Here is a 24,339-nt window from a genome sequence, read left to right as displayed (position 1 = left end):
TGGCACCATGAACCGCTGTCTGCTTTTTCTCACGCTTCTGCTCATCACCACCGCAGCGCATTCCGCCGCCTGCCTGATCGAATCCAATGACGATCAGGTGCCGATCCGCCTGTGCCAACAGAACATCAATATCCCGCCGCAGCTGTTCCAGGACAGCTTCTGCCAGCCCCAGATCGCCGAGCGCAGCTTCGATATCCAGTTTGTGGATGCCTGCCCCGAGGGCGCATATGGCATTTGTACCGGCGCACGAAGCGAGGGGGTGGCCTATCGGCAATCCATTCACTATTACAGCGAACCCGGTGATGCACCGGTGTTGAAGGCGTACTGTGAGCAGTTCAGTGACGGGCAATGGCAGCTACCCGAAATCCACTCAGATAAGGATCAATAGGGCGGGGGCTGTGATAGCTGATGATCCGCCAGGTCCAGCCGGTCACCCACTTCCAGGCCCAGTTTCTCAGCCGTTCCGGGCGGCACCTCGATCACGAAACGCAGCGCCTGATCCGCCTGATAGAGCGCACAGGGCGGCGCAGCGCACGGCGGCACCTTGGCAAATATCTGTACCAATCGGGCGTTCTCATCGACAAATAACAGGTCCAGCGATATCTGCATGTTGCGCATCCAGATCACCGGCCGGGTACCCTCGGGGAAATCAAACAGCATACCCTCGCCGGCAGCAAGTTCGGTGCGCCCCATCAGACCCTGGCGGCGGCTATCCGGGTCGGCTACCAGCTCCAGCTGAAACGAATGGCCGCCCAGCATCGCCTGGATGGTCTGCGCCTGCACCGGGGTTACCGCAAACAAAGCCAGCATCAGCAGCCAGCCACGCCCTAGCCTGCCCATCATGGATGCTCCTTGAGCATGTTCTGGTACACCATATTGCTCAAGTACAATCGGCCCGCCTCACCGAGCTGAGCGTATTCCACCCCGGTGATGTTCAGGTAAACCTCGTCCCCATTATTCAACAGCCGGCCGCTATCGATATGCTGGGTCCGGCGAAACAGCACCTTGCCGTCGGCATCCAGGAGATCCCATGGCAATGGCTCGCCGAGAACCACATCATCAGTATCCAGCAGTTTCAATAACACACCAATCTCCGTAGCGGTCCGGGATCATGCAATCTATCAGGCCGAGATAGCGTGATGCTATCGGAGAACCGGTTTCCGGTACATTTTCACCGATACAGGTCCTCACGGGTCCAGGGTACATGATGGGTGCCGTCCGCCAACGGCTTGACCGCCAGGATCTGGTGAATATTCATCCAGTTACGCTTGAAGCCATAGGCACAACCGGCCAGATAGATACGCCAGATACGCAGGGTCTTGTCTGACACCAGTTGGCCAGCCTGCTCCAGATGGTGTTCCAGGTTGCTACTCCAGTGCTCAAGGGTGCGCGCATAGTGTAGACGCAGGCTTTCCACATCCAGCACCTCCAAACCCTGCTCGCTCATACTGGCGATCGCCATCGACAGATGTGGCAGCTCGCCATGGGGAAAGACGTAGCGGCCGATGAACTTGCCTGCCCCGCGACCAACCTGACGGCCATCGATGTATTTGGCGGTGATCCCGTGGTTCATCACCAGTCCGCCGGGTTTGACCTGCTCGAACAGAATCTTGAAATAGGCGCCGAGGTTGGCATGGCCGACATGCTCGAACATGCCGACACTGACGATCTTGTCGTAATTCTCCCGACCGGTCAGGTCCCGGTAGTCGCGCAACTCCAAGGTCACCCGATCCGTCAGTCCCGCCGCCTCGCTGCGCGCCTGCGCCAACGCCAGCTGGGCTTTGCTCAAGGTAATGCCGTGCACCTGGACATCATAATAACGCGCCGCATGGCGAGCCAGACCGCCCCAGCCGCAACCCACATCGAGCAAGTGTTCGCCGGGCTTGAGACGCAATTTGCGGCACAGGTGATCGAGCTTCTGGGTCTGGGCAGTGGCCAGGCTGTCTTCGGGATTACGAAAATAGCCGCAGGAGTAGACCATCTGCGGATCCAGCCACAGGGCATAGAAGTCGTTGGACAGGTCATAGTGGTAGGAGATGGCTTCGGCATCCATCTGCTTGTCGTGTTCGGTGCGCTCCGGTGCCGGCTCGGTGTTGTCGCCCAGCAGCCCCTTGCTCAGCCGGTCCGCCACGGCGATGACATCCATGATGTTGCCCTGGATATCCAGCCGCTGGTCAATATAAGCGGCGCCCAGCTTGTCCAAGGTCGGATTCTGCATTTCCTGCAGCAATCCCAGATCATTGATCAACAACGTGACCCGGGGATCGGGACCGAGATCCAGTGTCGGCCCGCCCTTCACCACCACGCGCAGAGGCAGTTGCAATGCCCCCAAGGTTTCGGAAAATTGCGCAAACATCCGGTCATCTCCTGTGTCTATCGGCATTAAACCAATATAGGCCACAGGATCAGGGTTTGCCTGCTACTGGCCCTTGACCGGGCGCTTCCAGCCCGCCACATTGCGCTGGCGGCCCCGCGCCACACCCAGCTGGGCATCAGGAATATCCTGAGTGATGGTCGAGCCCGCTGCGGTGGTTGCCTGGTTGCCCACCGTCACCGGCGCCACCAGCGCCGTATTGGAGCCTATGAAGGCGCCATCGCCAATACGCGTGACGGATTTGTTGGCCCCGTCGTAGTTGCAGGTAATGGTGCCGGCGCCGATATTCGCCCCCTTGCCCACCTCGGCATCACCGACATAGGACAGGTGGTTGATCTTCGAACCTTCACCCACCACGGCCTTCTTGGTCTCGACGAAGTTGCCGACCTTGGCACCGCGGTGCAGCAGGGTACCGGGACGCAGGCGAGCATAAGGCCCGACATCGCAATCCTCGCCGACTTCGGCGCCTTCCAGATGACTGAAGGCCTTGATCACCGTGCCGCTCTTGATCACCGAATCGCGGATTACGCAGTGCGGCCCGATGATCACGTTATCTTCGATCACCACGCGACCTTCCAGCACCACGTTGACGTCGATGCTGATGTCACGACCGATGGTCACATCGCCGCGTACATCCAGCCGCGCCGGGTCCGCCAGTGAGGCGCCCTGGGTCATCAGCCGCTCGGCCTCGCGCTGCTGCCAGCCACGCTCGAGTACCGACAACTGCAAACGGTTGTTGGCACCCATGACCTCCAGCTCATCCGCGGCCTGGGCCACTTCCACCGGAATCGAGCCCGCTACCGCCAGGGCCACAACATCGGTCAGGTAGTACTCGCCCTGGGCGTTGTTGTTGGACAGGCTGGACAGCCAATCCGCGGCCTTGCTGCCCGGCAGGACCATGATGCCGGTGTTGCCTTCGTTGATCAGCAGTTGCTCAGCCGAGGCATCCTTCTGCTCGACGATGGCCTGTGCCTGGCCGTGCTCGTTGCGAATGATGCGGCCGTAGCCGGTCGGGTCCTGCATCAGCACGGTCAACAGCCCTAGCGCCTGGCTGCCGGCCTGATCGACCAGTGCGCGCAGGGTATCAACCCGGATAAGCGGAACGTCGCCATAGAGCACCAGCACCTGATCCGCGCCCTTGATGTGTGGCAGCGCCTGGGCCACGGCGTGGCCGGTGCCCAACTGTTCGGTCTGCAATACCCAATTGAGGTCCGCGCCGTCCAGCGTCTCACGTACCTGTTGGGCGCCATGACCGATGACCACATGGATGCCCTCCGGCAGTAGCGCACGGGCGCTATCGATTACATGCTCGAGCATCGGCTTGCCTGCCACCGGGTGCAACACCTTGGGGAGAGAAGAACGCATGCGGGTGCCCTGGCCGGCGGCAAGAATGACTACGTGCAGATTCATCGATCTGATCCTGGGTCGAGTTGAAGATGCTGGGATGATAGAAGCTGGCAGCAGAGTGCCGCAAGTCGATCAGTTACTCAGAAGCTCTGGTTCGCTGCTGCCATTCATCCGCGGTCAGCGTCATCTGACCGGTAAAAGCGGCTGCGGTTCAGTAGCCTGTAGGCACAGCGGCGCAAGCCTGCCGAGCGCCCAAAAAAAAGGCAGCCAAAGCTGCCTTTTTTGAAGCTGGACTCAGCGTTTGACCGCTGGTCAGCCGTACTTCTTGCGCAGTTCCTGCACGGTACGCAATTGGGCTGCGGCTTCGGCGAGACGGGCGGAGGCCGAACCGTAGTCGAACTCGGCGCCTTTCTCGTTGAGAGCCTTTTCTGCGGCCTTCTTCGCATCCTCTGCAGCTGCTTCGTCAATGTCGCCGGCGCGGATGGCCGTATCGGCGAGCACCTTGACCATGCTCGGCTGAACTTCCAGGAAGCCACCGGAGATATAGAACACCTCTTCGGTCTTGTCCTGCTTGATCACCCGAACCGGGCCTGGCTTGAGGTCAGTCAGCAACGGTGTGTGACCCGGCAGAACGCCGACGTCACCCATGTTGCCGTGTGCCACGACCATCTCGACCAGGCCGGAAAACAGCTCTTCTTCCGCGCTTACGATATCGCAGTGCACTGTCATAGCCATTCAAGTTGCCTCGGTTCTGCGCCCGCCAGAGCGGGCGCGGCCCATTACATGTTCTTCGCTTTCTCTACCGCTTCGTCGATGGTGCCGACCATGTAGAAAGCCTGCTCCGGCAGGTGATCGTAGTCACCATTCAGAATGCCCTGGAAGCCACGGATGGTTTCTTTCAGGGAAACGTACTTGCCGGGCGCACCGGTGAACACTTCAGCTACGTGGAAGGGCTGCGACAGGAAGCGCTGGATCTTACGAGCGCGGGCTACCAGTTGCTTGTCTTCCTCGGACAATTCGTCCATACCCAGGATCGCGATGATGTCCTTCAGCTCCTTGTAGCGCTGCAGAACGTACTGAACGCCACGGGTAACTTCGTAGTGCTCCTGACCGATGACCAGCGGATCCAGCGAACGGCTGGTGGAGTCCAGCGGGTCAACCGCAGGGTAGATACCCAGGGAAGCGATGTCACGGCTCAGTACCACAGTCGCGTCAAGGTGAGCGAAGGTGGTGGCAGGCGACGGGTCGGTCAAGTCATCAGCAGGTACGTAAACGGCCTGGATGGAAGTGATGGAACCGGTCTTGGTGGAGGTGATGCGCTCCTGCAGAACACCCATCTCCTCAGCCAGCGTCGGCTGATAACCTACCGCGGACGGCATACGACCCAGCAGGGCGGATACTTCGGTACCGGCCAGGGTGTAACGGTAGATGTTGTCGATGAACAGCAGAACGTCCTTGCCTTCCTCACGGAATTTCTCGGCCATGGTCAGGCCGGTCAGGGCGACGCGCAGACGGTTACCCGGCGGCTCGTTCATCTGACCGTATACCATTGCCACCTTGTCCAGAACGTTGGAGTCCTTCATCTCGTGGTAGAAGTCGTTACCTTCACGAGTACGCTCACCAACACCAGCGAACACGGACAGACCGCTGTGCGCCTTGGCGATGTTGTTGATCAGCTCCATCATGTTCACGGTCTTGCCGACACCGGCGCCACCGAACAGGCCAACCTTGCCGCCTTTGGCGAAGGGGCAGACCAGGTCGATGACCTTGATGCCGGTTTCCAGCAGGTCGCTGCCGCCAGCCTGGTCGGCATAGCTCGGCGCGGCGCGGTGGATACCCCACTTCTCTTCATGCTCGACCGGGCCGGCTTCGTCAATCGGCTCGCCCAGTACGTTCATGATGCGGCCCAGCGTGCCGACACCAACCGGTACAGCAATGGCGCTGCCGGTGTTGTTCACATCCAGGCCACGCTTGAGGCCTTCGGTGCTACCCATGGCAATGGAACGGACGATGCCGTCACCCAGCTGCTGCTGGACTTCCAGGGTGGTTTCCGCGCCGATGACTTTCAGCGCGTCATATACGTTCGGTACCTGATCGCGCGGAAATTCCACGTCGATGACGGCACCGATGATTTGAACGATACGTCCGCTACTCATTGTAGGTTCCTCTAAGTGGTATGAAACCGTTTCGTCTCACCGGCCGCTTTATACCGCGGCGGCGCCGCCGACGATTTCCGAAATTTCCTGGGTGATCGCGGCCTGACGTGCCTTGTTGTAGATCAGCTGCAGGCTGTCGATGATATCGCCCGCATTGTCAGTCGCATTCTTCATCGCGATCATCCGTGCCGCCTGTTCGCTGGCACTGTTCTCGACGACAGCCTGATAGACCTGTGATTCGATGTACCGCTTCAACAGGCCATCCAGCAATCCCTGGGCATCCGGCTCGTATACATAGTCCCAACGCTCCTGCAGCTCTTCGGTATCCGAAGCCACCAGAGGAATCATTTGCTCCACCTTGGGCTTTTGCACCATGGTGTTGACGAACTCGTTGGAGACCAGATACAGACGATCGATACGCCCTTCATGGTAGCCGTCAAGCATGACCTTGACGCTGCCGATGAGGTCGTTCAACGCCGGCTGTTCACCCAGATTGCTGATTGCCGCGACAACGTTGCCACCGTAGCTGCGGAAAAACGCAGCACCCTTGCTGCCAATCACGCACAGCTCGGTTTCGACGTTACGGTCACGCCACTCTTTCATGTTTGTTACCAGTGCCTTGAACAGGTTGGTGTTCAAACCACCGCAAAGACCACGATCCGTGCTGACCACGATATAACCAACCCGTTTGACTTCACGCTCCTGCATGAAGGGGTGGCGATATTCGGGGTTGGCGTTGGCCAGATGGCCAATCACCTGACGAATCCGCTCAGCGTAGGGACGGCTGGTCGCCATGCGCTGCTGTGCCTTGCGCATTTTGCTGACCGCCACCTTTTCCATGGCGCTGGTGATCTTCTGAGTACTTTTGATACTCGAAATTTTACCGCGAATCTCTTTTGCGCCTGCCATGTCACACCTTTCAGGTTAGCCCGTGGCCGTATCGCACGAAGCGGGACACGGCATCGCCGTATCCCGCCCTCGGCTTACCAGCTTTGGGTCGCCTTGAAGTTCTCGATGCCAGACTTGATACCGGCTTCGATCTCGTCGTTGTAGTCGCCCTTCTCGTTGATCTTGGCGAGCAGGTCGGCCTTCTCACGCTTGAACCAGGCCAGCAGAGCCGTTTCGAACGCGCCGATCTTGGCGATTTCGACGTCGGTCAGGAAGCCCTTCTCGGCAGCGTACAGGCTGATCGCCATTTCGCCGACGGACATCGGAGCATACTGCTTCTGCTTCATCAGCTCGGTGACGCGCTGACCATGCTCCAGCTGCTTGCGGGTCGCTTCATCCAGATCGGAAGCGAACTGGGCGAATGCCGCCAGTTCACGATACTGGGCCAGCGCGGTACGAATACCACCGGACAGCTTCTTGATGATCTTGGTCTGCGCCGAACCACCAACACGGGATACCGACACACCAGCGTTGACCGCCGGGCGGATACCGGAGTTGAACAGGTCCGATTCCAGGAAGATCTGACCGTCGGTGATGGAGATCACGTTGGTCGGAACGAAGGCGGATACGTCACCAGCCTGGGTTTCGATGATCGGCAGGGCGGTCAGGGAACCGGTCTTGCCTTTCACTTCACCGTTGGTGAACTTCTCGACATACTCTTCGGACACGCGGGATGCGCGCTCGAGCAGGCGGCTGTGCAAATAGAACACGTCACCGGGGTAGGCTTCACGGCCCGGCGGACGGCGCAGCAGCAGGGAGATCTGACGGTAGGCCACAGCCTGCTTGGACAGGTCGTCGAATACGATCAGCGCATCTTCACCGCGGTCGCGGAAGAATTCGCCCATGGTGCAACCGGAATACGGTGCCAGGAATTGCAGGGCAGCGGATTCGGAGGCCGAGGCGGCAACGATGATGGTGTTGGACAGAGCGCCATGCTCTTCCAGCTTGCGCACCACGTTGGCGATGGTCGACTGCTTCTGACCAACCGCGACGTAGACGCACTTGATGCCGCTGTCTTTCTGGTTGATGATCGCGTCGATCGCCATGGCGGTCTTACCGATCTGGCGGTCACCGATGATCAGCTCACGCTGGCCACGGCCGATCGGGATCATTGCGTCAACCGATTTGTAGCCAGTCTGCACCGGCTGGTCTACCGACTTACGCCAGATAACGCCAGGCGCTACCTTTTCTACCGCGTCAGTCAGTTTGGCGTCGATCGGGCCTTTGCCATCGATCGGGTTGCCCAGTGCGTCAACCACGCGACCCAGCAGTTCCGGACCTACCGGGACTTCCAGGATGCGGCCGGTGCACTTGGCTTCCATACCTTCGGCCAGGGTCAGATAACCACCCAGGATAACGGCGCCGACGGAGTCCTGCTCCAGGTTCAGAGCCATACCGTAAACACCACCGGGGAATTCGATCATTTCCCCGTACATCACGTCTGCCAGACCGTGAATGCGAACGATACCGTCAGATACGCTGACGATAGTACCGACATTGCGAGCCTGTGAGTTCACATCGAGTTTCTCGATGCGCTGCTTGATAATTTCGCTAATTTCGGAAGGATTCAGTTGCTGCATGCCATGTCCCTCAAATCAGGATTTCAACGCCTCGGCCAGCTTTGCAAGCTTGCCGCGGACCGAACCGTCGATGACCAGGTCACCCGCACGAATCAACACACCGCCAATAAGGGACGGGTTGATGGTCACATGAGGAGTTACTGTGCGGTCTAACCGCTTGGTTAAAGCGGTTGCCAGCGTTTTCTGTTGATCGTCAGTCAGCTCGAAGGCGGATTCCACCTCGACTGTAATGCTGCGATCGTGTTCCGCCTTGTATTGCTCAAAAAGCTCGGCGATGTCCGGGATCAGGGGCAGACGGTCGTTCTCAGCCAGAGTACGGATAAAGTTACCGAACTCCGCAGTCACACGACCTTCGCACACCATGAGCAGATCATCGGCCTTGCGTTCCCGAGTCAGCCCCGGGTCGCGCATCCTCTCGACAAAAAGCGGATCGGCGGCTACGACGGCTGTCAGAGCCAGCATGCCTGACCAGGCATCCAGCGCAGCAGCAGAAGAAGCAAACTCGAAAGCCGCTTTTGCGTAAGGCCGAGCTAGCGTAGTGATTGTAGCCATGCTCGCCTCGCTTAGAGTTGTGAGGCCAGTTTGTTGACCAGCTCACTGTGGGCCGAAGCATCTACTTCGGATTCCAGAACCTGTTCGGCTCCCTTGATCGCCAGTGCGGCAACCTGGGCGCGGAGCTGGTCCTTGGCGCGGTTCATTTCCTGCTCGATTTCAGCCTTGGCAGCTGCAATCAGACGTTCACCTTCGGAACGTGCCTGCTCGCGGGCTTCCTCAACGATGAGGGTGGCACTCTTGTTCGCCTGCTCGATGATCTGGGCAGACTGTTCCTTGGTCTCACGCAGGGTCTGGGCGGCTTTTTCCTGGGCGAGACCCAGGTCGCGCTGGGCGCGGCCAGCCGCATCCAGGCCTTCGGCGATTTTTTTCTGGCGTTCCTGCATGGCGTGGGTAATCGGCGGCCATACGAACTTCATGGTAAACCAGACAAAAATAGCGAAGGCAATCGTTTGACCGAGCAGCGTCAGATTAATATTCACAGCGATTTACCTCGTGCTATTTCATTGAGTCCTGGGGATAACACTGATACGGCAGAACCTGCGTTCTGCCGTTCATCGTTACCAGTCGATTAACCGGCAACACCAGGTGCAACAACGAAGATCAGGTACATCGCGATACCAACACCGATCATCGGCACGGCGTCGAGCAGACCAGCCATCAGGAAGGTCTTGGTTTGCAGCTGCGGGCCCAGCTCAGGCTGACGCGCAGTGGATTCCAGCAGTTTGCCACCGAGGATGGCGAAACCGATACCGGTACCCAGGGCGCCCAGACCGATCATGATAGAGGCAGCGATGATGACGAGTTCCATAATTACTCCTAGAGATCAAAGTTTAAGTTCAAGTTTATCGTTGGTTGAACACGGGTCTGGCTGCTCAGTGATGGTCCTCATGGGCAGCACTCAAATACACCACAGTCAGCACCATGAAGATGAAGGCCTGCAGCGGAATAACCAGAATGTGGAAAATTGCCCACGGCACGTTCAGCGCCCATTGCACGTAGAAGGGCAGAAGTGCAATCAGGATGAACACTACTTCACCGGCATACATGTTGCCGAACAGACGCAGTGCCAGACTCAGGGGCTTGGTCAGCAGACCCAGCACCTCAAGGAACAGGTTGAAGGGAATCAGCGCCCAGTGATTGAACGGGGTCAGGGTCAATTCCTTGGTAAAACCACCCACACCCTTGATCTTGATGCTGTAGAAAATGATCAGCGCGAACACGGCAATGGAGATGCCGAAGGTGCCATTGGGATCAGTGGTCGGAACGATCTTGAAGTAATCCAGGCCCAGCGCCATGCCGATACCCGGGATGTAGTCCACGGGGATCCACTTCAGCGAGTTCATCAGGAACACCCAGACGAAAATGGTCAGGGCCAGCGGGGCGATCAGTGGATTACGGCCGTGGAAGGTGTCCTTGACGATACCCTGCACGAAGTCGACGATCATCTCGACAAAATTCTGCAAACCACCGGGGGTGTCGACGGTGGCGCGACGGGCAACAAACCGGAACAGGCCGATGAAGATCAGCCCCATGAAGATGGACCAGCCCAGGGTATCCAGGTGAAACGCCATGAATCCCATGTCGGCGGCTTCGGTGCCGGTCCTGGCCAGGGTCCAGGTGGTTGCTTCGACGATGCTGCCGTCAGCCCGCTCATAACCTGCCGGTAGCTTACCGAAGGTCAGGTTCTGCAAGTGATGCTGAATGTATTCAGCTGATGTGGTTGCCATATTTGCCTCAGACACTAATGCTTTGGAAAGCCTTTGACGATGAGAAGTGCGCTGGCTCCTACCACCAGCACCGCCAGATAGCCGCCAAATACCGCTGCGACCTCCAGGGGCTTCACTCCAAGCCAGACTGCAATGAACAGTACGGCTGTCAGTATCAGTTTGCCTGCCTCGCCGGAGTAAAATTCTCCGACAATGGCACGGGCCGACCGGGCTCCGCTGTAGCGGTACACCCGAAAGGCGAAATAGCCGTTGGGAATCAATGCCACCAATCCCCCCAACAGACCGGAGTAGCCAGCTATCCAGCCCTGGAATCCCCACAGGACGAGCGCTACTGCCAAGGTCACAATCAATTGCAGCATCAGAACCGGGAAGGCGGGCGTTCGGTGAAAGGGGGACTTGTTGGGCGTTCTTGCGTCCATTCCGACCCTCTTGGTATTTCCGACGACGTCAACCGCTGTTGCTGCAATACACTGGTGCATTTTTGCCCAGCCAAAATAGCGCGAGGAGTATAGGTGGATTACGTAGTCGATTCAACTACAGCGGTTGATTTCCGTAGTGCGCTGCGATGTTGCAGTTGTTACTTAATGTGCATGAGTACGCCATCGAGTTCATCCAGCGAGTTATAACTGATAACCAGTCGGCCCTTGCCCTTGGCACCATGCTGGATCTTCACTTCGGCGCCGATTCGCTCCGCCAGATCCTGTTGCAGTCGATCGATGTCCGGATTGCTGCGGATGTCCTGGGCGTCCCGGCGTGGGTTCAGCCACTGGCGCACCAGCGCTTCGGTCTGGCGCACGGTCAGTCCCCGTGCCACTACCTGGCGGGCGGCCTCGGTCTGTTGCTCGGCCGGTAGACCGAGCAGCGCCCGGGCATGCCCCATTTCGATGTCGCCGCGCTCGAGCAGCAGTTTGACGTCATCGGGCAGTGACATCAGGCGCAACAGGTTGGTGATGGTGACCCGGGATTTACCCACCGCATCGGCCACCTGCTGCTGGGTCAGCTCGAATTCCTGCTGCAGACGCTGCAGAGCGATGGCTTCCTCGATGGGGTTGAGATCCTCGCGCTGGATGTTCTCGATCAGCGCCATGGCAATGGCCGCTTCATCGGGCACTTCACGGATTACCGCGGGGATGCTGTCCAGGCCAGCCTGCTGGGTGGCCCGCCAGCGCCGTTCACCGGCAATGATTTCATAGCGATCACCGGCAATGGGCCGCACCACGATCGGTTGCATCACGCCCTGGGCCTTGATCGACTGGGCCAGCTCTTCGAGCGCCTGGGGGTCCATGTCGCGGCGTGGCTGATATTTGCCGCGCTGAATCAGGTCGACCGGCAGATCGCGTAACAGCTGATCCTGACTGCCTTCGGTCTTCTCGTTGGGATTGGCCTGACCCAGCAGTGCATCCAGTCCCCGTCCCAAGCCGCGTTTCTTGACCGCCATGCCGTCCTGTCCTTTTTCGTTTAATCGTTTACCGGCGCAGCCTGTTTGGCCGCCTTGCGCGTACGCCTGACCAACTCACCGGCCAGGGCCAGGTAGGCCACGGCGCCGCGTGACTGCTTGTCATACATCAGCACCGGCATACCGTGACTCGGTGCTTCGGCCAGGCGCACGTTGCGCGGAATGACCGTCTGGTACAGACGTTCGCCGAAGTGGCTGCTCAACTGCTCTGACACCTCGCGGGTCAGGCTGTTGCGCGGATCATACATGGTGCGCAGCAGACCTTCGATCTGCAGCGCCGGATTGAGTACCGAACTGATACGCTGGATGGTATTGACCAGCGCCGACAGGCCTTCCAGCGCATAGTACTCGCACTGCATGGGAATGATCACCCCATCGGCGGCTACCAGTGCGTTGATGGTCAGCATGTTCAGCGACGGGGGGCAGTCGATGAGGATGAAATCGTACTTGTCGCGCACGTTGGCCAGCGCATAGCGCAGCCGACTTTCCTTCATCTTGAATTCCAGCAATTCGACTTCCGCGGCCGTCAGGTCACCATTGGCCGGCAGCAGGTCATAGCCGCCATGCTCGGACTGGCACAGCGCCTCTGCCAGCGTGCAACGGTCGGTCAGCAGCTCATAGACGGAGTTATCCAGTTGCGACTTGTCGATGCCACTGCCCATGGTCGCGTTGCCCTGGGGGTCGAGATCGATCAACAGCACCTTGCGCTTGGTCGCTGCCAGCGAGGCGGCCAGATTCACTGTGGTGGTCGTCTTGCCGACGCCGCCTTTCTGGTTGGCTATTGCCAGTACCTTGCCCACTGGGACCTCCTCTCGGGTTTTAACCTTGTGCCGTGCGTCGCAGTATCAGCAGATGCCGGCTGGCCTGGCAACCGGGTACCGCCAATTCTTCACTGTGGGTCACGGTGAAATCCGCATCCAGAGCCTGCAGTTCGGAGTCGGGATACAGGCCCTTCATGGCCAGCCACTGCGTCTCGGGACCACTCAGATGGCGGGTCAGGTTGGTGAAGTCGGCCAGCGAGCTGAATGCCCTGGACACTATACCGTCAAACAATTGATCCGGGGTAAAAGCCTCTACCCGGTTGTTGACCACGTGCATGTTGCCCAGCCCCAGCTCAAGCTGGACCTGGGTCAGAAAGCGGGTTTTCTTGCCGTTGCTATCGAGCAGGGTAAATTCGCTGTCCGGCCGCATGGTCGCCAGGATCACCCCCGGCATGCCGCCGCCACTGCCCACATCCAGCCAGCGTCCTGCGCTAACGAAGGGCAGCACACTCAGACTGTCGAGCAGATGGCGACTGACCATTTCATCGGGGTTGCGCACCGCGGTCAGGTTGTAGGCCTTGTTCCACTTGTTCAGTAACGTCAGGTAGCCGAGCAGTAACTCAACCTGCCGCTCGGTCAGCGACAGGCCCATCTGTTCAGCACCGCGAACCAGTTCCCTGGCGTGATCAACCATACCGCTCAAGCCTCCCGGGCCAATGTACCGTCGTTCAGCGCATTGCGCTTTTTCAGATGGATCAGCAACAGACTGACTGCCGCTGGAGTGACGCCGGGAATGCGCGATGCCTGGCCCAGGGTCTGCGGACGGATGCTCGCCAGCTTCTGGCTGATTTCCTTGGACAGGCCATTCAGGGTCGCGTAATCCAGATCGGCCGGCAGCAGGGTTTGTTCATGCTGCCGCAGCTTGTCGATCTCGTCCTGCTGCCGCTCGATGTAACCGGCGTACTTGGCATGGATTTCCACCTGCTCGGCGGCATCGGTGGGGATGTCCGTCGCACCGGTGATGCGGGTCAGGGTCGGATAATCCACTTCCGGCCGGCGCAGCAGATCCAACAGGTTGTATTCCCGGGTCAGCGGCGTATTGAAATGCGCGGCAAAGTCCTTGCCGATAGCGCTGGTCGGCTGCACCCAGGTGGAACTCAAGCGCTTCTGCTCCGCCTCGATCGCTTCGCGCTTGGCGCTGAAGGCCGCCCAACGGGCATCATCCACCAGCCCCAGTTCGCGCCCCTTTTCGGTCAGGCGCAGATCGGCATTGTCCTCGCGCAGCACCAGGCGGTATTCGGCGCGGGAAGTGAACATGCGGTAGGGCTCGCGGGTACCCATGGTAATCAGATCATCCACCAGCACACCGATGTAGGCTTCATCCCGGCGCGGGCACCAGCTTTCCAGATCCTGGGCGCGGCGGGCCGCGTTCAGTCCGGCCAACAGACCCTGAGCCGCCGCTTCTTCGTAGCCGGTGGTGCCGTTGATCTGACCGGCAAAGAACAGACCGCCGATCACCTTGGTTTCCAGCGAGTATTTCAGATCCTGCGGATTGAAATAATCATATTCGATGGCGTAACCCGGACGCAGGATATGGGCATTTTCCATACCGCGGATCGAGCGCACCAGCTGCAACTGCACATCGAAGGGCAGCGAGGTGGAAATGCCGTTGGGATACAGCTCGTGGGTGGTCAGGCCTTCCGGCTCGATGAACACCTGGTGCTGATCCTTGTCGGCAAAGCGATGGATCTTGTCCTCGATCGATGGGCAGTAACGCGGACCGACACCCTCGATCACCCCGGTGTACATGGGCGAACGGTCGAGATTGTTGCGGATGATCTCGTGGGTGCGTTCGTTGGTGTGGGTAATCCAGCAGTTGACCTGCTCGGGATGCTCGTCGGCGCTGCCGGTAAACGACATCACCGGGATCGGTGTATCGCCCGGTTGTGCGGTCATCTTCGAGAAATCGACACTGCGTCCGTCGATCCGCGGCGGGGTGCCGGTCTTCAGACGATCGACCCGCAACGGCAACTCGCGCAGCCGCCGGGCCAGCGCGATCGCCGGCGGATCACCAGCACGGCCGCCGGAATAATTATCCAGACCGATATGGATCTGCCCACCGAGAAAAGTCCCGGCGGTCAGCACCACGTTATCAGCGAGAAAACGCAGGCCCATCTGGGTCACTACACCGCGTACCTGGTCCTGTTCGACAATCAGGTCGTCACAGGCCTGCTGAAATATCCACAGGTTCGGCTGGTTTTCCAGGGCATGGCGCACTGCTGCCTTGTACAGCACCCGGTCAGCCTGCGCGCGGGTGGCACGCACTGCAGGGCCCTTGCGGCTGTTGAGCACGCGGAACTGGATGCCCGCCCGGTCGGTGGCCGTGGCCATCACGCCACCGAGCGCATCGATTTCCTTGACCAGATGGCTCTTGCCGATACCGCCAATGGCCGGGTTGCAGCTCATTTGCCCCAGGGTCTCGACGTTATGACTGAGCAACAACGTCTTCACGCCCATGCGGGCAGCCGCCAACGCTGCCTCGGTACCGGCATGGCCGCCACCAATCACAATCACGTCAAAACGATCCGGAAAATCCACCGTGCACCTCGTTGCCCGGGCTGAGCCGGACGTCGGGAAAAGGGGCTGATTATAGGCGCAGAGGGAAAAAATTGCAGCAGCAGCTGAACATTTTTTGAACAGCCTGTCGGAGCCGCCTGGCAAGCAGGTCATTCATAGAATAAAGATAGAAAATATTTAAAAAGCTTTATGTTAATGCTGTATATGGTGTCGTGTTTATCTGTGGATATCTAATAAAACTCCTTATGAATCATGAAATTGGCAAAAGCATAACCCTGTGCTCCGGCTGGGCACAGCCCGTGACGGGATGGGGGTGGATCCTGTGCATAAGCCAGCCGGTTATCCACAGCCAGGTTTGACCCTGGTTTACGCACAGGGTTATGGGCAGGGCTGAGGGTGAGTTGTACACAGGGCTTATGCGAGCAAAAAGGAGCCCGTCGCGGATAACAAGGGAGGGGAATTTCACGGGGAGGGAAGAATTCGGCGCATGTCAGGAAGAGCACAAGCCCGATTCGCAGCTGAACGAAGAGAGGCCGACAGGTTGATTGCCCATCGACCCGCGTTCACCAGCCGAGTTATTTGCCGATACAGAAGCTGGAAAAGATCCTACCCAACAGGTCATCCGCACTGAATTCGCCGGTAATGCTGCCCAGGGCCTGCTGCGCCATGCGCAGATCCTCGGCCAGCAGCTCCCCGGCGCCCATCAGGGTCAATTGCCGGTGGCCGTGGTCAAGGTAACTGGCAGCCTCTTCCAGCGCTTCCAGGTGGCGGCGGCGGGCGCTGAACAGGCTTTCCGAGGTCTGTTGATAACCCATGCAGGCTTTCAGGTGATCACGCAGCAGATCAATGCCGGCGCCGCTGCGGGCGCTGAGGTGCAGGCTGATGCTGCCATCAGCGGCGGTCTGCTGACCAACCGCCGCGCCGATAAGGTCGATCTTGTTGTGGATGAGGGTGATCTTCGCCGGATCGGGCCGTTGATCGAGAAACTCGGGCCACAGCTGATCCGGCTCGTTTGCCTCTGGCTGACTGGCATCCACCATCAGCAGGATGCGATCGGCATCGGCAATGGCGGCCATGGCGCGTTCGACGCCGATCTTCTCCACCACATCATCGGTATCGCGCAGACCGGCGGTGTCGATGATATGCAGCGGCATGCCATCGATGTGGATATGTTCGCGCAGGATATCCCGGGTGGTGCCGGCAATATCGGTGACGATGGCACTTTCGCGGCCGGCCAGGGCATTGAGCAGGCTGGACTTGCCAGCATTGGGCCGACCGGCGATAACCACCGTCATGCCGTCGCGCAGCAGCGCGCCTTGCCCGGCTTCCCGGTGTACCTGAGCCAACTGCGCCTGGACAGCCTGCAGCTGGCCGAGCACGTGGCCATCGGCAAGAAAGTCGATCTCCTCTTCCGGGAAATCAATCGCCGCTTCGACATAGATGCGCAGGCTGATCAGCGCTTCGGTCAATCCATGCACACGCTGGGAAAACGCACCCTGCAGTGACTGCACGGCATTGCGCGCCGCCTGTTCGGAGCTGGCTTCGATCAGATCGGCGATGGCTTCAGCCTGGGCCAGATCGAGCTTGTCGTTGAGAAAGGCCCGTTCGCTGAATTCACCGGGTCGGGCCAGGCGCGCGCCCAGTCGCAGGCAGGCCTTGAGCAGCATATCCATGACCACCGGACCGCCATGCCCATGCAGTTCCAGCACATCTTCACCGGTAAAGGAATGTGGGCCAGGAAAATACAGGGTAAGGCCATGATCCAGGGTAAGACCCTGGTCCTGGAACGGGCCGTAATGGGCATGCCGCGGTGTGGGCGTCAGGCCGCCGAGCTGCCGAGCGATATCCAGCGCCGCCGCGCCGGACACCCGGACAATACCGACTCCGCCCTGGCCTGGCGGGGTGGCGATGGCAGCAATGGTGTCGGCGTGATAAGGGCGGCTCATGATGCGTTCCTGTCGATGGGTCAAAGAATAGATAGCAAAACGCCCCGAAATCGGGGCGTTTGCGAGGGTAGCCTGGCGGCGGAGATCAATCCTTCTCCGCGGCGCCTTCGATCTGCCGGGTAATGTACCACTGTTGCGCGATCGACAGGATGTTGTTGACCACCCAGTACAGCACCAGACCGGCCGGGAACCACAGGAAGAAGAAGGTGAAGATGATCGGCAGCATCTTCATTACCTTGGCCTGCATCGGGTCCGGCGGAGTCGGGTTGAGCTGCTGCTGGATGAACATGCTCACGCCCATCAGGATCGGCAGGATGAAGTAGGGATCCTTCAGCGACAGGTCGGTAATCCAGCCAATCCACGGGGCCTGGCGCATCTCGACGCTTTCCATCAGGGTCCAGTACAGGGCGATGAACACCGGCATCTGTACCAGGATCGGCAGGCAGCCACCCAGTGGATTGATCTTTTCCTTCTTGTACAGCTCCATCATGCCCTGGGACATCTTCTGGCGGTCGTCGCCAAACTGCTCGCGCAGCGCCTGCAGCTTGGGCGCTACCCGACGCATGTTGGCCATGGAGCGGTAGCTGGTGGCCGAAAGCGGGAAAAATACCAGCTTGATGAGGACGGTCAGCAGGATGATGCTCCAGCCCCAGTTGCCGACCATACTGTGAATCAGACTCAGCACCCAGAACAGCGGCTGGGCGATAAACCACAGGAAACCGTAGTCGACAGTCAGTTCCAGGCCAGGGGATATTTCCTTCAGGCGATCCTGATCCTTCGGACCGGCATAGAAATCGGCACTGATGGTGGCCTGCTCACCGGCAGACAGGTTCACCGCCGGGCTGACAAAACCGACGATGTAGTTGCCCTGGCTGTCCTTGCGGGTCTGATAGACATGCTGCTGTTCAGCATTCGGAATCCAGGCGCTGACAAAATAGTGCTGCAGCCAGGCGATCCAGCCACCTTCGATGGTTTCCTTCAGGCGGCTGTCATCCATCTTGCCGAGTTTGAGTTTCTCGTAGGAGTTCGACGAACTCCAGTAGGCGGCACCCAGGAAGGTGGCCATGCCAGTAGCGCTGGAACTGGATGGATCACCGCTGCTGTCACGCTTGATCTGGCCGAACAGGCTGCCGGTCCAGGTGCTGTCGCTCTGGTTGTCGATCAGGTAGTCGACGTCGATCAGGTAGTCACCCCGGTTGAAGGTGAACCGCTTGATGTAATTGACATCGTTCTCGCTGAAATGCAGATCAACGGTCAGGCTGTCGCTGCCCTCGGCCAGCTGGTAGCTGGTTTGTTCGACGCTGTACAACGGCCGACCATTGGCGCGGGCATCCGGACCGTTACGCCCGGCCAGTCCACTTTGCGCGACATAGGTACGGCTGTTGCTCTGCTCGAGCAGCTGGAACGGCAGATCGGGACGATCCTTGCGGGTCGGGTAGGCCGGCAACGACAGGGCGACGATATCGCCACCCAGCGGATTGATGCTGACGTTCAGGGTATCGGTCTGGACACTGATCAGGCCGGAAGGAGTAGTGGCAGTCTGTACCGGCGTGGTCGGCACGTCGCCGGTTACTGGCTCGACCGCCTGTGGAACATCACCATCAGCGCCTTCGCTAGCGGGCAGTGATGGCAAATCACCATTCGCCATGCTCATCTCGGTTTCGCTGGCCGGCAGCGGTTCACCCTGACCGTAATCATTGTTCCACTGCAGAACCATGAGGTAGGTGATCACGAGCAAGGCAGCTATGAGGATGTTTCGTTGCATGTTCATGGTTTATTTGGCCATCCGAGAAGAACGGTTGTTCTGTAGGGGTACAGGGTCATAGCCACCCGGGTTCCAGGGATGACAGCGGGACAAGCGTCGCGCACTGAGCAGGCTGCCCTTGAGAAAACCATGTTGTTCGATGGCTTCCTGGGCATAGCAGGAACAGGAGGGGTAGAAACGACAATGACTGGCCATCAGCGGGCTGATAGCGTAACGGTAAACCTTGATCAGTCCGAGCGCGATACTACGCATTGGATGATGGGGGTCCGGAATTGCGGGTGCGATTGTACTTGTCAGCGGCCTTGTTCAGCCGGCGCCACATGTCCTGGAACAGGACATGCAACGCGGCATTGTCAAGCTCGCCCAGACCCTTGCGGGCCAGGACGACGATATCCAGGTGATCCAACTCAGCACGATGGTGTCTGAAGGACTCACGAGCAATACGCTTGACCTTGTTACGGTCAACCGCATGGCGGACATTCTTCTTGGCAATGACCAGCCCCAATCGTGCCTGTGCCTGGCTGTTATGCCGGGCCAATAACAACAGATTGGGGCCAGAGGCCTTACAGGTGGCTCCATCGAATACGTTCTTGAACTGAGCAGGCGTCAATAGCCGGTGTTCAGGACCGAATCCGAGATCCACCTGTAGTTCCGGTCTTAAGCTGACAGCTTGTGACGGCCTTTGGCACGACGACGAGCCAGAACGGCACGGCCGTTCTTGGTAGCCATACGAGCACGGAAACCGTGGTTGCGCTTGCGCTTCAAAACGCTGGGTTGAAATGTTCTTTTCATCTTCAGATACCTGAGTAATTCACGACAGAGCCGCTAAGCCCTTTCAAGGGATCGGAGATTCTAGAGAAGAAGGACCGCGAGGTCAATTTGAATTCTGTCCCCCAGCAGATAAATCACGATACAAGACAATACAAAGAGAAAGAATTTTAAAAGATAGTTTATGTAGATCTTAATAGGTAGCGGGTTTTCTGTGGATAACCGACGCCAGGCCTGAGCCAGCCAGTGTTCTGGCGATCGAAAACCCGGTGGGCAAATTGTGAGCGGAGCCCCTGCGAGCTTGTGCTCCTCCTGTGGATAAGCATGATGGATATCCACAGCCCGATTTATCCCCGCCGTTCGGATGGTCTTGCCAACAGGCTGGTACAGCAATTGTCCACAAGGCTTACGCGGCGCGAATGGCGGCGTTTTATCACAGGGCAGAAGGATCCTGAGGGCATTCTGGAAGCCTTTATGCTTGAGAATGGACACGCCTGGTTACCCAGCATGTGTGTGGATAACTGAGGGGGGACAGGCTAGAATACAGGCTGTTTTCGTCGGCTCACCGGACCGGTGTTCCACGGACCATTTTCAACAAGCAACTCGAGCCACGCAGGCTTGAAGTCGGGGGAATTTAGTGTCTGTTGTACTCTGGCAGCAATGCATTGATTTTTTGCGTGATGAGCTTCCATCCCAGCAGTTCAACACCTGGATTCGTCCCCTTCAGGTAGAAGGGGATCATGGAGAGTTGCGCCTGTATGCGCCCAATCGCTTTGTACTGGATTGGGTCAATGACAAGTATCTGAATCGCATCCAGGAACTGCTGGATGATTTGTCCCAGGGGCAGGCGCCGCTGGTTTCGCTGTTGATTGGCAGCCGCCGTAGTAGCGCGGCGAGTGCGGCGGCGCCCCAGGCCCCCGTTGCCCCGGCGGCTATCACGGCAACGCCCGTCGCCGAACCGCCAGCGACGCCAGCGACGCCCCGGGCGCAAGCGACTACCCAGGGCTTTCAACCCGAGCCTGGCCCCTATGACAAGCGCAGCGAAGAAGACCCGCGGCCGCCGCAACGGGCCGACCAGCCGAATAATGCGGTGGTCAAGCACACCAGCTATCTGAACCGCAGTTTCACCTTCGAGAACTTCGTCGAAGGTAAATCCAACCAACTGGCCCGGGCGGCTGCCTGGCAGGTGGCGGACAACCCGCGCCATGGTTACAACCCGCTGTTCCTTTATGGTGGTGTGGGTCTGGGCAAGACGCACCTGATGCATGCCGTTGGCAATCATCTGTTGAAAAAGAATCCTGCGGCGAAGATTGTCTATCTGCATTCCGAGCGTTTTGTCGCCGACATGGTCAAGGCGCTGCAGATGAACGCGATCAATGACTTCAAGCGGTATTACCGTTCGGTCGATGCGCTATTGATTGACGATATTCAGTTCTTCGCCAAGAAGGAGCGCTCCCAGGAAGAATTCTTCCATACTTTCAATGCCTTACTTGAGGGTAACCAGCAAGTTATCCTGACCAGTGATCGCTATCCGAAAGAAATCGACGGTCTGGAAGAGCGCCTGAAATCCCGCTTTGGCTGGGGCCTGACCGTGGCCGTGGAGCCGCCGGAACTGGAAACACGGGTGGCCATTCTGATGAAGAAGGCCGAGCAGTCGCGTATTGACCTGCCCCATGATGCCGCGTTCTTCATTGCCCAGCGCATTCGTTCCAACGTTCGCGAGCTGGAAGGCGCCCTCAAGCGAGTGATCGCCAGCGCGCATTTCATGGGGCGGGATATCACCATCGAGCTGATCCGCGAATCGCTCAAGGACTTGCTCGCGCTGCAGGACAAGCTGGTCAGTATCGATAATATCCAGCGTACCGTCGCTGAGTACTACAAGATCAAGGTGGCAGACATCCTGTCCAAGCGCCGTTCGCGCTCGGTCGCCCGGCCCCGCCAGGTCGCCATGGCACTGTCCAAGGAGCTGACCAATCACAGCTTGCCGGAGATCGGCGATGCCTTTGGCGGACGGGATCACACAACTGTGCTGCACGCCACAAGAAAGATCGCGGAATTACGTGAAATTGATGCGGATATCCGCGAAGATTACAAAAACCTGCTACGAACGCTGACCACCTGAGCGTATGTACCAGGCAAACAGCCAACCTGCACGAGGTCGAAGGAAGACAATGCAATTTACCATCCAGCGCGAAGCCCTGTTGAAACCACTGCAACTGGTGGCTGGTGTCGTCGAACGTCGGCAGACATTGCCAGTGCTGTCCAACGTTCTAGTGGTCGTTGATGGGAATACACTGTCGCTGACCGGCACCGATCTTGAAGTCGAGCTGATCGGCCGAATCCCCCTGGAAGAACAGGCCGAGCCCGGCGAGATTACCGTACCTGCGCGCAAGCTGATGGATATCTGCAAATCCCTGCCAGACGATTCGACGATCAATTTTCGTGTCGAAGAAGGCAAGGCTATCCTCAAGGCCGGGCGTAGCCGCTTCACCTTGACTACCCTGCCCGCTGCGGATTTCCCGAATGTGGAAGACGGCGAGAGCGCGATGAATTTCGCGGTCAGCCAGAACAAGCTGCGCCGCCTGATTGAGCGCACCGGTTTCGCCATGGCGCAGCAGGATGTTCGTTATTACCTCAACGGCATGCTGCTGGAAATCAATGCCGGCCAGCTGCGCGCTGTTGCCACCGATGGGCACCGCATGGCGATGTGCACTGTCGATGCCAGTATCGACTATCAGGAAAAGTACCAGCTGATCGTTCCGCGCAAAGGGATTCTCGAACTTGCCCGCCTGCTGGGTGAAGCGGATGACCTGATCAATATCACGCTTGGTACCCACCATATCCGCGCGACCACAGGCGACTTCACTTTCACGTCCAAGCTGGTTGATGGCAAGTTTCCTGATTACGAACGGGTATTGCCCCGTGGCGGCGACAAGGTGGTACTGGCTGATCGGCAATCCCTGCGTAACGCCTTCAGCCGCACGGCCATTCTGTCCAACGAGAAGTACCGCGGCATTCGGCTGATGCTCAGCGACGCAATGCTCAAGATCCAGGCTAACAACCCGGAGCAGGAAGAAGCTGAGGAAGATACTGTAGTCGATTATTCCGGCGCGCCGCTGGAGATCGGGTTCAACGTCAGTTACCTGCTCGATGTAATGAACGTGCTGAGCAATGAGCAGATCAAGATGACGCTGTCTGATGCCAACAGCAGTGCCCTGGTTCAAGAGTCCGAATCGGACGACAGCCTCTACGTCGTCATGCCTATGCGTCTCTGAGCTGCATGCCCCTCAAGCGACTCACCGTCACCGCGGTGCGCAATCTGCACCCGGTGACGCTTCACCCTTCCCCCCGCATCAACATCGTTTCCGGCGCCAACGGTAGTGGCAAGACCAGCCTATTAGAAGCCATCCATATTCTTGGCCTGGCGCGCTCCTTTCGCAGCACCCGCTTGCAGCCCGTAATTCAACATGGTCAGGATGCCTGCACCGTTTTTGCCGAACTCGTTCTGAGCAATGGTCTGGCTTGTTCCATAGGCATTACCCGCGGCAAGCAGGCCGATTACCAGATACGGATTGATGGGCAGACGGTGCGTAGCACAGCACAACTGGCGGAAACGCTACCATTACAGCTGATCAATCCCGACAGTTTCCGCTTGCTTGAAGGCGCGCCGAAACAGCGTCGTCAGTACCTGGATTGGGGAGTGTTCCACGTGGAACATCAGTTCCTCCCGGTATGGCAGCGTTTGCAAAAAAGTCTGAAACAGCGTAATAGCCTGCTGCGACGTGGTAGAATACAACGTTCGATGCTGGTCCCCTGGGAAACGGAGTTGGTTTCTGCCGGGGAGCGGATAGACGATTTCAGACGATCCTACCTGCTGCGGTTGAAGCCGGTGTTTGAGGAAATCCTGGCTCGATTGCTACCGCTCGATGATCTGACCCTTAGCTACTATCGCGGTTGGGATAAGGAGCGGGGTTTGGCTCAAGTGCTCGACGACCAGTTCGAACGCGATAGTCAGCTGGGGTATACCCAGTCGGGGCCTCAGCGAGCTGATTTGCGGCTACGCGTGAAAGGCATGAACGCGGTGGATATTCTATCGCGGGGGCAACAGAAGTTGGTTGTTTGTGCGTTGAAAATCGCGCAAGGCTATCTTTTACGCCAGTTGGGAGCATCCCAGGAATCAGTGTTTCTGGTGGATGACCTGCCGTCCGAATTGGATGAACGACATCGCCGGGCGCTCTGCAGCCTGCTGGAAGATCTGCAGTGTCAGGTCTTTATCAGTTGTGTTGATGACCAGCAAATGCAGGATTGTTGGAAAAACGATACACCATTGTCGATGTTCCACGTGGAACATGGACGCATTGTGCAGACTGAATAATGTC

At 58.5% G+C, this 24,339-nt stretch carries 27 protein-coding genes; 5 read left to right on the top strand and 22 right to left on the bottom strand.

Annotated elements, in window-relative coordinates:
• The first annotated feature begins 7 nt into the window (after positions 1–7).
• Positions 8–388, top strand: coding sequence for an NADH:ubiquinone oxidoreductase (locus DHB74_RS11515; RefSeq protein WP_499161508.1), 381 nt, complete (start codon positions 8–10; stop codon positions 386–388).
• Here DHB74_RS11515 and DHB74_RS11510 read toward each other — a convergent pair.
• The 22 genes from DHB74_RS11510 to rpmH all read right to left on the bottom strand — a co-directional run bounded on the left by DHB74_RS11510 (position 382) and on the right by rpmH (position 19,984).
• A complete protein-coding gene (locus tag DHB74_RS11510) occupies positions 382–843 on the bottom strand; it encodes a DUF192 domain-containing protein (protein ID WP_499161507.1) in 462 nt (153 codons plus the stop codon). The two genes, DHB74_RS11515 and DHB74_RS11510, sit on opposite strands and share 7 nt — an antisense overlap.
• The gene (locus tag DHB74_RS11505) at positions 840–1,085 is read right to left on the bottom strand and encodes a hypothetical protein (protein WP_499161506.1); all 246 of its coding nucleotides are present in this window, start codon (positions 1,083–1,085) and stop codon (positions 840–842) included. Before DHB74_RS11505 ends, DHB74_RS11510 begins: the two co-directional genes overlap by 4 nt.
• A gap of 86 nt (positions 1,086–1,171) precedes the next feature.
• Positions 1,172–2,356 (bottom strand): C17 cyclopropane fatty acid synthase CfaB, encoded by a 1,185-nt coding sequence (cfaB, locus tag DHB74_RS11500; RefSeq protein ID WP_280164950.1) that lies wholly within the window; start codon positions 2,354–2,356, stop codon positions 1,172–1,174.
• A gap of 63 nt (positions 2,357–2,419) precedes the next feature.
• A complete protein-coding gene (gene glmU / locus DHB74_RS11495) occupies positions 2,420–3,784 on the bottom strand; it encodes a bifunctional UDP-N-acetylglucosamine diphosphorylase/glucosamine-1-phosphate N-acetyltransferase GlmU (RefSeq protein ID WP_499161504.1) in 1,365 nt (454 codons plus the stop codon).
• A gap of 249 nt (positions 3,785–4,033) precedes the next feature.
• A complete protein-coding gene (locus DHB74_RS11490; RefSeq protein WP_036991631.1) occupies positions 4,034–4,456 on the bottom strand; it encodes a F0F1 ATP synthase subunit epsilon in 423 nt (140 codons plus the stop codon).
• A gap of 44 nt (positions 4,457–4,500) precedes the next feature.
• Complete coding sequence (gene atpD / locus DHB74_RS11485) at positions 4,501–5,877, bottom strand: F0F1 ATP synthase subunit beta (protein ID WP_036991629.1); 1,377 nt, start codon at positions 5,875–5,877, stop codon at positions 4,501–4,503.
• Between the two features lie 48 nt (positions 5,878–5,925).
• The gene (gene atpG, locus DHB74_RS11480) at positions 5,926–6,786 is read right to left on the bottom strand and encodes a F0F1 ATP synthase subunit gamma (protein ID WP_036991628.1); all 861 of its coding nucleotides are present in this window, start codon (positions 6,784–6,786) and stop codon (positions 5,926–5,928) included.
• Between the two features lie 74 nt (positions 6,787–6,860).
• Entirely contained in the window at positions 6,861–8,405 is a 1,545-nt protein-coding gene (gene atpA, locus DHB74_RS11475; RefSeq protein WP_074779011.1) for a F0F1 ATP synthase subunit alpha, read from the bottom strand.
• Positions 8,406–8,420: 15 nt separating this feature from the next.
• The gene (locus tag DHB74_RS11470) at positions 8,421–8,957 is read right to left on the bottom strand and encodes a F0F1 ATP synthase subunit delta (RefSeq protein ID WP_036991626.1); all 537 of its coding nucleotides are present in this window, start codon (positions 8,955–8,957) and stop codon (positions 8,421–8,423) included.
• Between the two features lie 11 nt (positions 8,958–8,968).
• The gene (locus tag DHB74_RS11465; RefSeq protein WP_036991624.1) at positions 8,969–9,439 is read right to left on the bottom strand and encodes a F0F1 ATP synthase subunit B; all 471 of its coding nucleotides are present in this window, start codon (positions 9,437–9,439) and stop codon (positions 8,969–8,971) included.
• An 89-nt stretch (positions 9,440–9,528) separates the two neighbouring features.
• Entirely contained in the window at positions 9,529–9,768 is a 240-nt protein-coding gene (gene atpE, locus DHB74_RS11460; protein WP_036991621.1) for a F0F1 ATP synthase subunit C, read from the bottom strand.
• Between the two features lie 64 nt (positions 9,769–9,832).
• On the bottom strand, positions 9,833–10,687 hold the full coding sequence (gene atpB, locus DHB74_RS11455) for a F0F1 ATP synthase subunit A (RefSeq protein ID WP_036991618.1): 855 nt from the start codon (positions 10,685–10,687) through the stop codon (positions 9,833–9,835).
• Between the two features lie 14 nt (positions 10,688–10,701).
• Positions 10,702–11,106 (bottom strand): F0F1 ATP synthase subunit I, encoded by a 405-nt coding sequence (locus tag DHB74_RS11450; protein ID WP_036991615.1) that lies wholly within the window; start codon positions 11,104–11,106, stop codon positions 10,702–10,704.
• Between the two features lie 158 nt (positions 11,107–11,264).
• Positions 11,265–12,125, bottom strand: coding sequence for a ParB/RepB/Spo0J family partition protein (locus tag DHB74_RS11445; protein WP_036991613.1), 861 nt, complete (start codon positions 12,123–12,125; stop codon positions 11,265–11,267).
• 20 nt (positions 12,126–12,145) lie between these two features.
• The gene (locus DHB74_RS11440; protein WP_499161500.1) at positions 12,146–12,943 is read right to left on the bottom strand and encodes a ParA family protein; all 798 of its coding nucleotides are present in this window, start codon (positions 12,941–12,943) and stop codon (positions 12,146–12,148) included.
• Positions 12,944–12,962: 19 nt separating this feature from the next.
• Entirely contained in the window at positions 12,963–13,607 is a 645-nt protein-coding gene (gene rsmG, locus DHB74_RS11435; RefSeq protein WP_499161499.1) for a 16S rRNA (guanine(527)-N(7))-methyltransferase RsmG, read from the bottom strand.
• Positions 13,604–15,502, bottom strand: a complete 1,899-nt coding sequence (gene mnmG / locus DHB74_RS11430) for a tRNA uridine-5-carboxymethylaminomethyl(34) synthesis enzyme MnmG (protein WP_499161497.1) — start codon at positions 15,500–15,502, stop codon at positions 13,604–13,606. The genes rsmG and mnmG overlap by 4 nt, the downstream gene beginning before the upstream one ends.
• Before the next feature lie 554 nt (positions 15,503–16,056).
• Positions 16,057–17,427: a tRNA uridine-5-carboxymethylaminomethyl(34) synthesis GTPase MnmE gene (gene mnmE, locus DHB74_RS11425; RefSeq protein ID WP_136868568.1), complete on the bottom strand. Its 1,371-nt coding sequence runs from the start codon at positions 17,425–17,427 to the stop codon at positions 16,057–16,059.
• A gap of 85 nt (positions 17,428–17,512) precedes the next feature.
• Positions 17,513–19,198 (bottom strand): membrane protein insertase YidC, encoded by a 1,686-nt coding sequence (gene yidC, locus DHB74_RS11420; RefSeq protein ID WP_074779015.1) that lies wholly within the window; start codon positions 19,196–19,198, stop codon positions 17,513–17,515.
• Positions 19,199–19,201: 3 nt separating this feature from the next.
• A complete protein-coding gene (yidD, locus tag DHB74_RS11415) occupies positions 19,202–19,444 on the bottom strand; it encodes a membrane protein insertion efficiency factor YidD (RefSeq protein ID WP_074779017.1) in 243 nt (80 codons plus the stop codon).
• On the bottom strand, positions 19,437–19,835 hold the full coding sequence (gene rnpA, locus DHB74_RS11410; protein WP_074779019.1) for a ribonuclease P protein component: 399 nt from the start codon (positions 19,833–19,835) through the stop codon (positions 19,437–19,439). Before rnpA ends, yidD begins: the two co-directional genes overlap by 8 nt.
• A gap of 14 nt (positions 19,836–19,849) precedes the next feature.
• Positions 19,850–19,984 carry a 50S ribosomal protein L34 gene (gene rpmH / locus DHB74_RS11405; RefSeq protein ID WP_074779021.1) on the bottom strand — a complete coding sequence of 45 codons (135 nt, stop codon included), beginning with the start codon at positions 19,982–19,984 and terminating at the stop codon, positions 19,850–19,852.
• 300 nt (positions 19,985–20,284) lie between these two features.
• Between rpmH and DHB74_RS11400 the strand changes: the two genes are divergently transcribed.
• The 4 genes from DHB74_RS11400 (at position 20,285) to recF (ending at position 24,335) form a co-directional block, all read left to right on the top strand.
• Complete coding sequence (locus DHB74_RS11400) at positions 20,285–20,485, top strand: hypothetical protein (RefSeq protein WP_136868567.1); 201 nt, start codon at positions 20,285–20,287, stop codon at positions 20,483–20,485.
• Between the two features lie 112 nt (positions 20,486–20,597).
• Entirely contained in the window at positions 20,598–22,082 is a 1,485-nt protein-coding gene (dnaA, locus tag DHB74_RS11395; RefSeq protein WP_499161494.1) for a chromosomal replication initiator protein DnaA, read from the top strand.
• Between the two features lie 49 nt (positions 22,083–22,131).
• The gene (gene dnaN / locus DHB74_RS11390) at positions 22,132–23,235 is read left to right on the top strand and encodes a DNA polymerase III subunit beta (RefSeq protein WP_136868566.1); all 1,104 of its coding nucleotides are present in this window, start codon (positions 22,132–22,134) and stop codon (positions 23,233–23,235) included.
• A 5-nt stretch (positions 23,236–23,240) separates the two neighbouring features.
• Positions 23,241–24,335: a DNA replication/repair protein RecF gene (recF, locus tag DHB74_RS11385; RefSeq protein ID WP_036991597.1), complete on the top strand. Its 1,095-nt coding sequence runs from the start codon at positions 23,241–23,243 to the stop codon at positions 24,333–24,335.
• Positions 24,336–24,339 lie beyond the last annotated feature (4 nt).

The sequence above is a fragment of the Pseudomonas sp. G11-1 genome, from assembly GCF_024031555.1.
Classification (GTDB): domain Bacteria; phylum Pseudomonadota; class Gammaproteobacteria; order Pseudomonadales; family Pseudomonadaceae; genus Halopseudomonas; species Halopseudomonas bauzanensis.
The sequence above is the reverse complement of the archived record's forward strand: the minus strand, read 5'-3'. Positions and strand labels throughout refer to the sequence as shown.